This window comes from Mesorhizobium sp. L2C066B000 (assembly GCF_000502335.1).
GTDB lineage: Bacteria > Pseudomonadota > Alphaproteobacteria > Rhizobiales > Rhizobiaceae > Mesorhizobium.
On the sequence record NZ_AYWZ01000001.1, the window covers coordinates 425,232 to 439,009 of the forward strand.

The window sequence follows — 13,778 nt, forward strand, 5'->3', positions numbered from 1 at the left end:
TGGCATGTCAGGCTTTCCATGCGCACAGCTTGGCGCCCTTTTCGTTTGGGCCAAGACCTGGCTCACCTCGCCGTCTGAAAGCGCCGCGATTGCTTCGGCGGACAGGCGGATCGGGTGCTCGACCGCGCAAAACGAGCCGCCTATCGTCGTGCAGCCGGCAATCGCGACGAGCACCGCAAGGGCTATTGCTTTGGTGACCATTTGCCCAGCCTCCCCCGGTTGTCGTCCGGCGCGCGACCGGCGACGGCATCATCGATCTCGTCGGCTTAGGTTGCGGCGATCACGTTGGCCGCCGCCTGCTTGTTGCGTTCGGCCTTGGCGCCGGCAAGCCGCTGTTGAAAGCCGAAGCCAAGCGCGCCGATGATGGTCGCGCCAAAGGCAAGCACGGTCGGGTTGTTCAGGAGCCATGCGATGACCGCGCTCATAGCGGCCACCAGAACCGGACGGCAAACCCGGCGCTGAGGACCAGGCTGATAGCGCCGACGGTGCGCAGCAGGCGATCGAACGCCGGGATGAGCAGTTCGCGAAAGCCTTCCATCACTCAGCAACCTCCGCCTTGATCTGGCGCACCGCCGCGACGATCTGGGAGCGCAGCAAGAGCAAGATCAGGATGAAGACGATGAGGACGCCGCCGCCCGCAGAACGGCCTTCCAGTCATGCCGGCAAGCCAGCCAAGCCCAAGCGCGCCGGAACCGAAGAGGCCGGTCAACCAGGACAGGAAGCCGGATTTCTCCTTGACCTTCTGCGCCACCCTATCGGGAACAACAGGCTTCGGCACCTCCACCGGCACCTCAACCCTGATCTGCGGCGGCGATGCAGGCAGTGCGGAGATCAGCATGGCATCGCGACGCACGGCTGCCATGCGGGCCGTCCAGCCCTTGCCAAAGGTCAGCCAAAGGAGCTTGCCGGTCTCTTGTTCTTGGCCCGCCTCATGAAGCCGAGACGCGCATCACAATAGGCGTCGATGATGACGCCGGCAGGCTTGGCGCCGATCGCCTTGAGGCTGTCCGGTCCTAGTCGGCCGTCGACCCTCGCGCCGGCCACGCGCTGGAGGTATTCTGCGGCTCGCTTTGGACCCGAATTGAGCGCGAAATCGAAGGCGGGATAGTCGACGCCGGCCGGAAGCTCCGAGCCGTGCACCGCATCCCAAAACTGGCGGCGATAGACCGTTGCAAGCTGGGTATCGGTGATAGCCTTCAGGTCGGCCTTGGTGCCGCTGGGCTTGATATAGGCGCGGAAGGTCTCCAGCGCCACACCTTTCGTGGTGGCGCCGCCAGGATCGGCCGGATTGTCCGACCAGAGCCCTTCCGATTTGAGAACGAGCGCGAGCGCCCGCACGAAATTGCGGTCCATGTGTAAGCCTCTTGAGGTTGCATTTGAAAGAAGGTAACCGCTATTTTGCGGCCAGGGCGGGATGTCTAATGTCTGTATTCTCTAAATGGTTCAAAGACGCGCGCGCGAAACTGCCCGATAATGTGTCGGTTGGCCGCCACACTTATGGCGTCACTTGGCGGAAGGTGCTTTTTCCGACTAATGAAGCCCCTCTAAATGTGGGTAGCTTCTGCTCTGTTGCTGGCCAAGTGCTGTTCATGTGCACCGGCCAACACCAGACGAAGAGTGCCACTTCATTCCCGATCTATAGCCGCGTCCTGAAGCAGCCTGAGCCTTTACCCAATGCTGGCAAGCCTGGGGGCATCACGATCGGCAACGATGTTTGGATTGGCCACGGTGCCATTATATTGCCAGGCGTGACAGTCGGCGACGGCGCTGTTGTGGGTGCCGGCTCCGTCGTCACCAAGTCTGTCGAGCCCTATGCGATAGTGGCCGGCAATCGCGCGCAAGTTATCCGCAGCCGGTTCCCTGCTGATACCGTTGCGCAATTGCTGGAAATACAGTGGTGGTTGTGGGACGACGATAAGATCAAGAGCGAGGCAGCTACTCTCAGCGGTCCGATCGAGACTTTCATCGCAAAGCACGCCACTCGATGAGGGACATCTTCGGTTACATCGCGTATGGCGAAAACGAATTGTACCATCGCGGCGCGTTGCTGAGCGCACTCAAGCTTTTGTATCATTGTCCAGAAGCAAAGATCATTGTTGCGACGGACAGGCCCGAATTGTTTGTCGACTATCCCATGGAGACGTTGCTTCTGACTGACATGCAGAAAGAGGCTTGGTCCTTCAGCGGTCAATATCATTTTGGCATCAAGGCCCGGGCGTTGATCAAACTCCTGAGGATGACCGACCGCCTCATTTTTATGGACTCAGACCACTACCCAGCAGGATTTCTATCTCATGCCTCCGAAGGCATTTCGCCTAAGCATTCAGTGATGCGACGCCTAGAGAAACCCCACAAATGGACGCCTGTGCTGGAAGGGGAAGGCCTTAGGATCGGCGAACATGTTATCACGGGCCGCGAACCTATGTGGCAAAGCGGCATTCTCGGATTGCATCGAGACAATCTTCCCGCTCTGATGGACGCGTATCCACCGATGCTTGCTGTCCATCAGATATCGAAAATTGACGCTGCGGAGCAGTTCTGCATCGGCATAGCCTTGTCCTTGGGGGGGCGGACGATCAGCCCGCATAAGCTCAAGATCAGGGACTATAATACACGAGGGAAGAAGGCGTTCGCAGAATCTCGTGTACATCGATTCTTCTATGCATACGCTGCTGAGCCCGTTGCACGGCAAATCGTCGAGGCTGGCCGATATCGAATGTGGCGGACGCCGGTGGACATCATTCGTCAAAAACTCAAGGCGCGAGGATGACCGCAGGATCGAGCCCAAGAGCATGGACTAGTCCGACAGCGTCAGGATCGTCACTATAGACTTCTGGCCGATCCGGCGCGGACCAGCGGGCAAAATAGATTGGATTGCCCGTCAGCGCGGCATAGGCCTGCGCCATCTTGCCCGCGTCGATGATGCGAGCCTGTACAACCGATTCCAGGACCATGCGACGCACGGAAGGAACGGCACTCCACGCCTTGCCGCCCCAGACCTGGCGCGCATCTTCCGGTGCTTCTGGCATCTCGGTGCCATTTTCAGGCAACTTGACGTCTGCACCGTCAAAGCCGCCGAGATAGACGCCATCCGCGTCGACGAAGAATTTGGTCATATTTGCTGATCCCTTTACTCAGAATTTGTAATTGGTGTATGCCTTCGCCAAGCATGGTTATCGCCGTGAGGCAGAGATGTTTTATTTGGGGTTGGCGATCGGCTTTGCGTTGGGCATCGTAGCAATGTCAGCTGCCGTTTATTATTGGACGCACCACGATGATCTTGCGATCAGGCGGGGGGAAGAGCATTAGCCGCATAGGCCTTCCGCCGGCCAATGGCGGGCCCGCTACGATGGACGGAAGACGCATGCTCGGCGCAAGCCGAGGCCCCGCAATACGCCGTTCGTCACCGTCCCGACCACGGCCGGAACGGGCTTCGATGTGGGACGCGGTGCGATAATCACCGACGAGGCCACGCACACCAAGAACGTGGTGTTCCATCACCTGATGAGGCCAAGGTTGTCGTCGGGGACCCCGAACTGATCGTAGGCATGCCTCCGCTCATCACTGTCGGAACTGGGATGGACGCGCTCGCGCACTGCATCGAGGCGTTGTCGAGCGCCTACTATCATCCGATGTGCGACGCGATCGCCATCGAAGGTGTGCGCTTGATCTTCGAAAACCTTCCGAAGGCGTATTCGAATCCGAATGACGTCGAGGCCCATGGTGACCTGATCAGCGCTGCTGCGATGGGTGCTGTCGCCTTTCCGAAAGGGATGGGCGCCGTCCACGCACTCTCGCATCCGGTCGGCGCGCTCTACGACACACATCACGGTATGACCAATGGCGTTTTCCTGCCCTATGAGAAGACGCATGCAGGGACGACCCCCCGGGACAAGCACGTGGAGGACGGTGTGCGCATGTTTCGAGGTGGGAAGCATGACGGTGTAGTCGCGTTCGGCGGCGGGTCGGCGCTGGACACCGGCAAGACGATCGGCTTCATGGCGCGCATCAGAAGGGCATATTGTGGGATTACGACTTCCTCAACGGATATCGGGATCGCGCCGATCCATCCGCGATGGCGCCTCTCAGGACCGGATTGGCTCGTACGTCGGGAAACACCGCCGCCTCCATCGCGCGGTGCATCCAGATTTGCGTGGGTGTATTCGACGGCGCCCGGATACGGCGTAGCGCATGGGATTCCGAGAACAACAATCGGCATCAAGGTCCTCGAGATTGTTACACGCCGCGACGAAGTTCGGCCGGACCCCAGGAAATCGCCGATGCAAAAGCTTGGGGCGTAAGGTTCTTTTCGGCGCAGACCGTCCGTCAAAAAGGCATTCAGCCGATCCTGGATGCCATTCCTTCGGAGTCTAATGTCCACATAAACCTCGACTTCGACGGGCTCGACCCATCAATCATGCCTGCTGAATTTTGTTCCCGCTGGGCGGGGTGTTGTACTGGGAGGTCGTGGATCTGATGAAAGGTGTTGCGGCGAAAGCAACGATATGCAGCATCGCGGCCGTGGAATTTGTTCCGTCGAAAGATCCGGACGGCAATTCCGCATTGACCGCGGGGCGGATCATATCATTGGCCATCGGCTCCATCCTGAAGAAAACATCGGTTTAGACGTCGGGCGGAACCACCGCGTCTGGTCGCAACAAAAAGCCGAGGTAAACATCCCACCCCGCAAGGTAGAGGGCTGTCCGGTCGCGGGCTTCATTGGCGCACAAGGATCGCAGGCTTTTTGCTAGACATGTTCCGACGCGGCCCAGCCAGGATTGAGGTTTGGCGCGTCCGGCGCGATCGGTGCTTCAGTCGGCATGAAGCCAGTCAGCAGCGACAAACGATGCTTATCAACCAAACGCATGAAACTCAACGGTATAGACATCGGCTACTTGGGTTTCTCCTTAAGCTTTTCATCCCCGAAAGAATTGCCTCCCAGGTGCGGCTCGATATCCGAAGCTTGACGATTCTATCCCACATCCGCCTTACGTCCGCACCCTCAGCGCCTGCTCCAGCCTGTCGGCAATCTGTGTGACGATATAGGCAATCACCATGTAGATCACGACGGCAATCACGAAGGCTTCGAGGTAGTAGTAGTTCAGGGCGGCGGTCAGCTGGGACTGGGCGAAGATATCGACGACCTCGATGGCGAATCCGAGAGAAAGCGCCTTCATGATGACCATCATCGAAGTCGTCAGGTCGGGAATTGCGGTGAGGGCCACCTGGGGAAACAGGATACGTCGAAACAATTGGCCGCCCGTATAGCCGAGCGAATGGGCCGCGTCCGACTGACCGGTGTCGAATGCATTCAGGGCTCCCTTGATAATCTCTGATTGGAACGCGGCGACACAGCCGGTAATCGCAACGACAAGAATGACCCAATTGGGGGTTTCGTGAGCGTTGAAGTTGATCCCGAGCAACGAGAACAGGAACTGGAATGCGGGCGGCAGACCGAAATAGGCGAGGAAAATCACGATGACCATTGGAACGCCCTTGAAGACGATCTTGTAAGTCATGATGAGCTCTCGCAGAACCGGCACCCGTCTGTATTCGATCAGCGCGAATATGCTGCCGACTATCGTCGACAGGACGAAAATCAAGAGTGCCATTCCAACGGTCACGGGTACGGCACTCAGAATTTCCTGCGTGTCCTGGAGCAAAATATCGGTATCAAACATGGTTGAATACCCTTACGTCAGACGCTCGCGAGGAGCTCGTTCTTGATCGGAGTTGTTGTCGTTGCCTCTGGCGCTTGCATCGGTGATCGAAGCTCGAAGAAGCGCACGATGAGCCATGCGACCAGGCACATCAGCGAATAGATGACCGCCAGAACGAGGTAGGTTTCGAACTGGAACTGGTTGTAGTCGCGCTCCATGATCAAATGCGCAGTCGCCATGACGTCGGCGGCGCCGATGTACATGACCAGCGCAACGTTATGGATCAGATAGATGACGGAGTTCCCGTAGCCCGGTAGTGCGAAGTGCACCGCTTGCGGGCCGACGACGCGAGTAATTTTCTGCCGGAACGTATATCCAAGGCTATCGGCCGCATCGTGCTGGCCGCGATCGACGGCAAGATATGCAGGCCGCATGACTTCCGACAGATATCCTCCATGGTAGAGGCTCAACCCCACCATGGCAGCCATCGTCGGCGAAATAAAATCTTTGGCGCCGAACAGGATCACCAACAGCGGAAGCCCATAAAACGCGACGAACAGCTGCAGGACGACAGGAACACTCCGGGCATAGGACACGTAGAGGTCCACCAGGTGACTGATCAGTGGCACCCTGCGAACCCGGAGTGTTGTCGCGATGAGAGCCAGACAGAACCCGGAAATGAGGGCCGTAAACGTGATGGCGAGCGTCAGCGGCAGTGCCGAGAGCAACTCGGGAATCATAGCAGATACATCCACTTTGAAACGCTCCTTCTTGCAATTCAACCTTGCCGCTGACTAGCGAATATGGCCCTCGACGGCCGTGCTATTTCATGTACTGGACGATGCCCTCGCCAAACCACTTCTGCGAGAGCTTCTCGATCGTGCCGTCGTCTTTCAATTCCTTGAGAACCTTGTTCACATCGTCAGCCAGAACCTTGTTCTCGTCTGATTTGTGGATCAGCATGTAGGTGTTGTTGCTGAACACTGGTTCGGACGCTACGATATCGAGTTTCTTTTGCTCGATGACGGTCTGCTCACCGAGATTGGACGGCAAGACGAGAGCGTCGAACTTGCCGTTCTGAACTTCGTCCAGCCGGTTCGGGTAGGGAATGCCTGCACTCGATGCCGTGACATCGAGCTTGTATTGCGGGTTTTCTTTCTGCCAGTTCATGATGAACTTGTAGGTTCCACCGCCGGCCGTTGTCGGAACGATCCTCTTGCCGACCAGGTCTTTCATTTCCTTGATGCCGCTGTCTTTCTTGCTGTAGATCTTCATCAGGCTGGCGCCCATAGGATTTTCCGGAATGAAGAACTGCTTGGAGCGCTCGGGCGACTTGTAGTAGCCACCCACCGCAATGTCGTACTTGCCCGTAGCGAGACCGGTTTCCTGGGCAATGTCGGAGACGCCTTCCATTTCGAACTTGTATTGGGGCAGCTTTGCGTTGATCGCCTTCAGAAGGTCGGGCTCATAGCCTTGCGGCTCGACGCCGATCGCGCCCCATGCCAGCGGCTTGGATTCGGCAGACGTAGCGATCTTGATCGTGCGAACGGTCTGGCCATAGCTGACCCCCGCCGTTGCAAGGGCAATCGCGATGCCGCCGGCGATGGCCAGGGCATAGCGGCGAGAGAAATTGGATGTGATTGCAGACATGTCTTGGTTCCCTTGTTGTTGGATTATTGAAAAGCGAGTTCTGACTGCAGGAATTGAGCAAGTCGTGGGCTGGAAGGCGCGTCGAAGATATCAGCCGGGCTGCCATCGGCGGCGACCACGCCACGGTCCATGAAGACGATCCGGTTGGAGATGTTCCTTGCAAATTGCATCTCGTGGGTCACAAGCAGCGAAGTGATCCCTGACGAGGTGACGTCCTTGATCACCTTCAGGACTTCACCGACGAGTTCTGGATCCAGCGATGACGTAGGCTCATCGAAGAGTATCACGTCGGGACGAACCGCCAGGGCGCGCGCAATGCCGGTGCGCTGGAGCTGGCCGCCCGACAGTTGGGAGGGATAGCTGTCTCGCTTCGGGGTGAGGCCGACCCGCTCGAGCTCCCGCAAGGCGATCTCCCGCGCCTCGTCCGCGGACTTGCGCTGCACGACGACCAGTGGATCCATCACGTTCTGCAGGACCGTCATGTTCTTGAAGACGTTGAATTGTTGAAAGACCATCGCCGTTCGCAACCGGATCGCCTGGACAGCGACCTTGTCGGCACGCTGGTAATCCATCCGGATCTGATCGAACGCGATGGTTCCTGACGACGGCTTGGCCAGGTAGTTGATGCATTTCAGCAACGTGGTCTTGCCGGTGCCGCTGGGGCCGATGATCGAAACCACGTCACCCCGCTTTACCGAGAGATTGACGCCGTTCAGAACCTGCGTGCTTCCGTAAGACAGCTTTACATCTTTGAGTTCAAGCATTTCTGGTTGGCCCTTCGGAAAGTGTGAGACGGACTGCTTCGACCGCATGCGACATCATCACCCGCTCTCTGCATGGCCGAGAACGTGCATCAGCCGGTTTGCCCAGCCGAAGATCGATATGGAGTGGATCAGGTCGATAATCTCGCGGTCGTCCATGCCGACTGATCGAAGCGCGGCGATATCGTCTGCCGTCGCTTCCGACGGGGCCGCCGACAGGCGGCGGGCAAAACTGTAGATTGCCGCATCGCGTGGGCCGAGCGCTTCAGGTTTATCGAGATAGAGCGCGGTGACCACTTCGTCGTTCTTGGTCAGCTCTGCATGCCTGCGGGCGTGAACAACGGCGCAGAATTTGCAGCCATTGACGATGGACGCACCTAATGCACCCAGCTCGCGGTCAGGGCGGGCAAGCCCGCCTTCGACATACATGATTGCGTTGAACAAGACGGTGCGAGCAAGGTAGCTCTCAGGGTCATGCGCAAGGGTGCGCACATATTCCGAAACTTTCTTGGCTGATGGCGTGACCTTCATCGCTTCAAGCTGTTCCGGCGTGGCCTCGGATAGCTCGACCGGCGCTATGTACGGATGCCAATTCAATGGCTTCAGGCGCACCGCGGAAATCATACCGTCCTCAACAATCGCAGGCCGGTTGCCACCCGCGTCTGGAAATTGACGAAGGCGATGAGCTCGGAAAGGGCGACGATCTGAGGATTGTTCAATCCAGCTTGGGCGAGCAGGGCGATGTAGCCCGCTTCCGCCTTTTTCGGTGTCAGCGTAATCAGGTCCACATGGCGTGCGATGGTCGCCAATGGCTCTTCCAAATCCGTTTCCCCCTGGGCTAAGGCCAAAAGCTGCTCAGTCGGATCGAGCTGAGCCAGCTGCTCATCATATTCGGCCATCAGGACCGGATCGGCATTCAGAGCGGCCATGCGACGGGCCAGAGCAACCCGCAAATTAGGCGCAAGCCCTTGGTCGTTTGCTGGCTGCAGGACGGAGAGGCGACATTCCTCGGCCCCCAGCACGAATTCAGGCCGAAACCGACGCGCGCTGAAAAGCGCATCGTCCGGTGATAGACCGGCGGCCTTGTCCATTGCGTCGATCACAGCGCGGCCTCCTTCTCCAACAAGGGTGTTGAATCGACCCATTCGTCGCCCAGAAGTTCGGGCGTGTCGTAAGCGATCAGGTTGGCGAAGTGGGTTTCGACATCTTCGGCAAACAGCGATGCGGCAATGCCGCGGACCAAACGGTCGGCACCCGCGCTGACGGCTGGGATATCACCGGAGACCTTGCCGTGCGTCAGCATGGCGGCGTCGTTGAAGCAGTGGATATGCGACAGCATCGGGCAGGAGCCGGGGACGCGCTCACGAAACTCGAAGGCGGGACCTAGGTCCGGTGCGTCGGACATGCCTGCACGAGCCGGGCCCATATCCGGCCTATATCGGCCATCCGACCAGGTACGGATATGTGGGGCGATCGCCGCAAATTCCGGGCGGCCGCTGAAATCATTTGAAAAGCCGGTTGCCGCGATCAGGAAATCGTAGCGCATCGGCCCCTGCGTGGTTTCCACCAGCAAGGTCCCTGCTTCCTGCTTCACCGCAACTATGCCGCAGTCGAGAAAGAACCGAGCATTGGGGTGCCGAGACACGCGAAGTGTCGATGAACGCGGCGGCGGCGTCTGGGTCGAGGCGGTATAATCGAAGAATTTCCACTTCCAGGCATCGGGCAAGTGATGCATTCCGAGTACAACACCCGGGCTGCCAATGCCGGTCAGCTTGTTGATGCGCGGCATTTCCTTGCGCCTGATCAACATGTCAACAGAGCCGGCTCCCGCCTCGAGCGCCGTTGCGGCATTGTCCATGGACGAGGCACCAGCGCCGATGACAGCGACACGCTTGCCTTTCAGTGTATCGAAGTGGATGTCGTCGGCGGAATGGGCCCAATAGGCGCGATCGACGCCGCTGAGGAAATCGGGCACGGCAAAACCGCCCAAACCGGACCGACCGGTGGCCAGAACGAGACGACGGGTGAGAACCCGGCCGGTTTCCGCGCCTTCGATATCGATCGCAATCAGATCTCCAACAGGTGCCAGTCCGGTCATCCGCACGCTGTTGCGGACCGGCAGGCCGAGAACCTTGCGGTACCAGACCAGGTAGTCCATCCATTGGCCCTTCGGGATTTTGTCCAGCGACCGCCATGCCTCAACGCCCCATTGCGCAGTGAACCAGGCGCGGAACGTCAATTGCGGCAGGCCGAGCGACGGACCGTGCAGGGTCTTCGGCGACCGAAGCGTCTGCATGCGGGCAAAGGTCACCCAAGGTCCTTCGAACCCGGCCGAAGCCGCATCATAGGCCACGACATTGGTTATCCCGTTCAGCACCAGCTTTGCCGCGGCGGCAAGTCCGCACATGCCGGCGCCGATGACAACGACATCACGGACCGGCACGCCGTCGTGCGAACGCGCGGGAACCCATGGCTTGGCGGGCAGTTCGAGAAACTCAAGATCCTGTGCGAGCTGTGCTTCGAGCGCGGCAAGACCTGTCGACGTTGGCGCGGTGGGAGTATGCTTCATATTCCCGTTCCGTGATTTGTGCCGGATGCAGGATCGCTCACCAATTGGCCGGCCAGGGCCGGATCGAGTTTCTTGAAGCCGACGATCGACCGTTCAGCCACCGCCTCGACCGCATCCATCAACGCCTGCGCGACTGGACGAAGGGGGCGTTTTTCGGCAGCAACAACGCCCCAATAAAAAAGGACGGTCGCGTCAATCGGGCGGATGGCGACCCCAGGCAAGGCCACGCCATAAGCGGTGAGGGGATCGATGACAGCGGCTACGCCGGTCCGGCGCACAAGCTGCAACGCGCCATAGGCAGTATTCGTCCGGATCACTGGCCCGGTGTCGATACCCCTGGCGGCCAATGCCTTGGAGACATGCAGTTGGAAACGCAGCGGGTTGAGCAAGGTAGCGACGCGACGGCCGGCAAAGGCCGAAAGCGGTATGACGTCGAGTTCTGCCAGCGGATCGTCCTCCCGCACAGCAGCAACATCGGGCGCCGAATAGAGCCGCAGGACATCCAGGCCGGGCGTATCGAGCGGCAGGCTTGAAAAGCCGATCTCGGCACGACCGCTGCGCACTTCCTGGGCGACGATGGAGGGAAGAAACTGTCCGAGATGTGTCTCGTGCGGAAGCTCGATACCCTTGAGCTCGGCCATGGCCGTCGGGATCAGGCCAGTGCCGATCGCGGAGGTTGTAACAATCTGCAGGATCCGACCCCGGCCGGCGGCGATCATCTTGGCCCGCGCCGCGAGTTCGGTGAAGGACATCAGCAGTCGCCGCGCTTCTTCTTCAAATGCGACACCCTCTTCAGATAGCTGCACCCGTCGGCCGAATCGGTGCAGCAATTCGAAGCCAAGTTCGCCCTCAAGATCCTGAATGGTGCGTGTCACCGCAGGTTGGGAACGCCCGAGCATGTCAGCCGCCTTGGTAATGCTGCCGCTGGCAGCAACCGCAAGGAAGGTCTGAAGGTCCCGAGTTTCCATATTCTCCCTACATGTGAAATCCGTATGATTGACATCGTCTCATTCATTTTTGATATATGTCAAGCGGAAACTAATGTTCGCAGCGGCGCTTGCCGGCTCAGAGCCGGAGCCCTTGATCGAAACGCTGGGGGGCACCCGACGTGCATGCAATTCGAAACCTCGTGATGAAAAACTTGTAGGCCGGGACTGCAAGGATTCTCGAACCATAAAGCCTGCAACAGGAGGAATGTTATGCGCGTGAGTATTCTGGGCGCCGGAGCAATTGCCTATGGCCTTGCGGCCTATTTGGCACAATCGGGACACTCGCCAACGCTTTGGTCACCGTCGGGACGCCGCACCAGAACGTTGGCTACTGGCGAATTGTTGAAGGCGACGGGGGATATCGAGGCGACGGTGCCGGTGCGCATTGCCAAGGATTGTAGAGATGCTATCGACCACGCGGACGTGGTGGTGATCGCGCTTCCGGCTTACGGCCACAAGATGGTGATGGACGCCGCCGTCCCTCATCTGGCAGATGGAATTCCGGTCATCATCAGTTCGCATAGTTCGTTCGGGGCTCTGTATCTCTGGAAGCGGTTGGCCGAGCGCAAGATCAGGTTGCCGATCGTCGTTTGGGGCACAACGCTACTGACTGGCCGCCAGCTCGGATCAAGCGAAGTCAATGTCACTTCCATTCGCCGGAAGCTTGATGTTGCGACGCTGCCTTTCGATGCGCTCGACCAAGGGTACGAGCTTTGCACGGCCTTGTTCGGCGATCGTTTCGTCAAGCGGGATGGTCTGCTGGCGATTGCGCTCAGCAACCTCAATCCGCAGAACCATCTGGGAATTGCCCTTCTCAATCTCACACGCATGGAAAAGGCCGAGCAGTGGAGCCAAGGGGGAAATGTCACACCTGCCGTTGGTCGCTTGATCGAGGCTCTGGATGCCGAACGGTTGGCCATCGCTGCCCATTTCGGCATCGCGGTTCGTACGGTCCAGGAACATTTTTCATTATCGTTCCACGTACCCATGAGCACTGTTTCGGAAATGAACCAGGAGATGGATCGTCAAGGTCGCGGCGGGTTTGGCCCGACAACCATCGAGAGCCGCTATATTCTCGAGGATGTTCCGTTCGGCCTGCTACCGACCGCCGTTCTGGGGAAGATCAGCGGAAATCCGGCGACACTCCATGAATCCGGAATTTCCATCTTGTCGGCGGCTTATGGCCGCGACCTCAAGGGAGATAATGACATTCTTCCTGCGCTCGGCATCGAGAAAATGACAAAGACGGATCTTGAAGCCCTTTGCCGCAAGGGGTTTTGATCGCGCTCGCTGCCAATGCGGCGTGATTACGCTTTGGGGAAGCTAGCGCGACTCTCCTGTTACATCATTGCGAGCTGATTCTAACGCCAACGACGTCCGAAGGGGACCAACACAGGTTGGATATTATCAAACTGTGTTGGTCCGAATTGGCTATTTCACCTGCTTGATCTCCCCCGGCGCCAAACGGCGCCGGATAAGACGTGCCGTATCGATCACATCAAGCGTTTGATGTCGGTGTACGCGCCATTCGTCTTCAGCGTCACGGTGACGTCGGCACCGGTGCGGTTGCGCCAGAACCAACCGTGATTGCCGTCAAAGGCTGCCTCAAGTACGCCCTCGTCCTCTGCAGCCCCGCGTCCCTTCTCGTATGAGATGTTTTCGCCGCCGCCGTCACCATGCGTGTCGAAGTTCACCGCCGCGCCATTGGCTGTCCAAGAGTAGTTTGCCTTTGCGCCCTTGGCCATGACGAGCTTGATCTCAGCTCCTTCGCCGGGCTTGAGGGTGACCGACATTTCGTCCGTCCGCAGTTCCTGGGCAGAGGCGGAACCAATCACCAGTTCAGCGAAGACGCGCTCCAGAAGACTCGACTGCTGATCTTGGCCTGGCACTGCGGTCGGCGTGCCGTTTTGCAATTCGCGACGGCGGTCTTGCTCGGCCTCTTCGGCGAGTTGTGTCTTGATCTCGCCCATCTCGGTGAGCTCGAGCGCTCGCCCAATGCCGGTGGGATCGATGGCGTATTCGGCCGGCAGTACGATGGTCACCAGGATGGCCGCTGCCGCGACAATGGCGATGAGGGTAGATCGGAGGAGCTGCATGGATGTCGGCAGTTCAGCGCGGGTCGGGATGTCTGTGTTGTACATGGGAGAAT

17 protein-coding genes and 2 pseudogenes are annotated in these 13,778 nt (G+C 58.7%); 5 read left to right on the forward strand and 14 right to left on the reverse strand.

Annotation, left to right across the window (positions count from 1 at the left end):
* Positions 1-266 precede the first annotated feature (266 nt).
* The 3 genes from X733_RS1000000169315 to X733_RS1000000171400 form a co-directional block, all read right to left on the reverse strand.
* On the reverse strand, positions 267-425 hold the full coding sequence (locus tag X733_RS1000000169315; RefSeq protein WP_023817331.1) for a hypothetical protein: 159 nt from the start codon (positions 423-425) through the stop codon (positions 267-269).
* A 116-nt stretch (positions 426-541) separates the two neighbouring features.
* Positions 542-862, reverse strand: a complete 321-nt coding sequence (locus X733_RS1000000171395; RefSeq protein WP_050588604.1) for a hypothetical protein — start codon at positions 860-862, stop codon at positions 542-544.
* A gap of 26 nt (positions 863-888) precedes the next feature.
* Entirely contained in the window at positions 889-1,353 is a 465-nt protein-coding gene (locus X733_RS1000000171400) for a glycoside hydrolase family 108 protein (RefSeq protein WP_050588605.1), read from the reverse strand.
* 332 nt (positions 1,354-1,685) lie between these two features.
* On the opposite strand from X733_RS1000000171400, the pseudogene X733_RS1000000171405 reads away from it, so the two are divergent.
* A pseudogene (locus X733_RS1000000171405) lies at positions 1,686-1,928 on the forward strand (CatB-related O-acetyltransferase); the annotation flags it as partial.
* Between the two features lie 56 nt (positions 1,929-1,984).
* Positions 1,985-2,770, forward strand: coding sequence for a hypothetical protein (locus X733_RS163745; RefSeq protein ID WP_023711060.1), 786 nt, complete (start codon positions 1,985-1,987; stop codon positions 2,768-2,770).
* On the opposite strand, the gene X733_RS163740 is transcribed toward X733_RS163745, so the two are convergent.
* Positions 2,754-3,116 (reverse strand): hypothetical protein, encoded by a 363-nt coding sequence (locus X733_RS163740; protein ID WP_023711061.1) that lies wholly within the window; start codon positions 3,114-3,116, stop codon positions 2,754-2,756. The two genes, X733_RS163745 and X733_RS163740, sit on opposite strands and share 17 nt — an antisense overlap.
* Before the next feature lie 280 nt (positions 3,117-3,396).
* On the opposite strand from X733_RS163740, the pseudogene X733_RS1000000167490 reads away from it, so the two are divergent.
* Positions 3,397-3,860 (forward strand): annotated as a pseudogene (locus tag X733_RS1000000167490) (iron-containing alcohol dehydrogenase); the annotation flags it as partial.
* A gap of 57 nt (positions 3,861-3,917) precedes the next feature.
* Entirely contained in the window at positions 3,918-4,301 is a 384-nt protein-coding gene (locus X733_RS1000000170575) for a hypothetical protein (protein WP_245263991.1), read from the forward strand.
* Between the two features lie 114 nt (positions 4,302-4,415).
* Here the strand turns inward: X733_RS1000000170575 and X733_RS1000000170095 are convergent, their stop codons facing one another.
* The 9 genes from X733_RS1000000170095 to X733_RS163700 all read right to left on the reverse strand — a co-directional run bounded on the left by X733_RS1000000170095 (position 4,416) and on the right by X733_RS163700 (position 11,608).
* Positions 4,416-4,595, reverse strand: coding sequence for a hypothetical protein (locus X733_RS1000000170095; protein WP_196813709.1), 180 nt, complete (start codon positions 4,593-4,595; stop codon positions 4,416-4,418).
* 393 nt (positions 4,596-4,988) lie between these two features.
* Positions 4,989-5,681, reverse strand: coding sequence for an ABC transporter permease subunit (locus X733_RS163735; protein ID WP_023669865.1), 693 nt, complete (start codon positions 5,679-5,681; stop codon positions 4,989-4,991).
* 17 nt (positions 5,682-5,698) lie between these two features.
* On the reverse strand, positions 5,699-6,415 hold the full coding sequence (locus X733_RS163730; RefSeq protein ID WP_023703916.1) for an amino acid ABC transporter permease: 717 nt from the start codon (positions 6,413-6,415) through the stop codon (positions 5,699-5,701).
* 67 nt (positions 6,416-6,482) lie between these two features.
* A complete protein-coding gene (locus tag X733_RS163725) occupies positions 6,483-7,310 on the reverse strand; it encodes a transporter substrate-binding domain-containing protein (RefSeq protein ID WP_023817332.1) in 828 nt (275 codons plus the stop codon).
* Positions 7,311-7,333: 23 nt separating this feature from the next.
* Positions 7,334-8,074 (reverse strand): amino acid ABC transporter ATP-binding protein, encoded by a 741-nt coding sequence (locus X733_RS163720; RefSeq protein WP_023669868.1) that lies wholly within the window; start codon positions 8,072-8,074, stop codon positions 7,334-7,336.
* 57 nt (positions 8,075-8,131) lie between these two features.
* Entirely contained in the window at positions 8,132-8,695 is a 564-nt protein-coding gene (locus tag X733_RS163715; RefSeq protein WP_023711068.1) for a peroxidase-related enzyme, read from the reverse strand.
* Positions 8,692-9,174, reverse strand: a complete 483-nt coding sequence (locus X733_RS163710; protein ID WP_023711069.1) for a hypothetical protein — start codon at positions 9,172-9,174, stop codon at positions 8,692-8,694. The genes X733_RS163715 and X733_RS163710 overlap by 4 nt, the downstream gene beginning before the upstream one ends.
* Entirely contained in the window at positions 9,171-10,640 is a 1,470-nt protein-coding gene (locus X733_RS163705) for an NAD(P)/FAD-dependent oxidoreductase (RefSeq protein WP_023711070.1), read from the reverse strand. Before X733_RS163705 ends, X733_RS163710 begins: the two co-directional genes overlap by 4 nt.
* Positions 10,637-11,608 carry a LysR family transcriptional regulator gene (locus X733_RS163700; protein ID WP_023817333.1) on the reverse strand — a complete coding sequence of 324 codons (972 nt, stop codon included), beginning with the start codon at positions 11,606-11,608 and terminating at the stop codon, positions 10,637-10,639. The genes X733_RS163705 and X733_RS163700 overlap by 4 nt, the downstream gene beginning before the upstream one ends.
* A gap of 231 nt (positions 11,609-11,839) precedes the next feature.
* On the opposite strand from X733_RS163700, the gene X733_RS163695 reads away from it, so the two are divergent.
* Positions 11,840-12,910 carry an NAD/NADP octopine/nopaline dehydrogenase family protein gene (locus X733_RS163695; RefSeq protein ID WP_023711073.1) on the forward strand — a complete coding sequence of 357 codons (1,071 nt, stop codon included), beginning with the start codon at positions 11,840-11,842 and terminating at the stop codon, positions 12,908-12,910.
* Positions 12,911-13,122: 212 nt separating this feature from the next.
* On the opposite strand, the gene X733_RS163690 is transcribed toward X733_RS163695, so the two are convergent.
* A complete protein-coding gene (locus X733_RS163690) occupies positions 13,123-13,770 on the reverse strand; it encodes a hypothetical protein (protein WP_023711074.1) in 648 nt (215 codons plus the stop codon).
* Between the last annotated feature and the right edge of the window lie 8 nt (positions 13,771-13,778).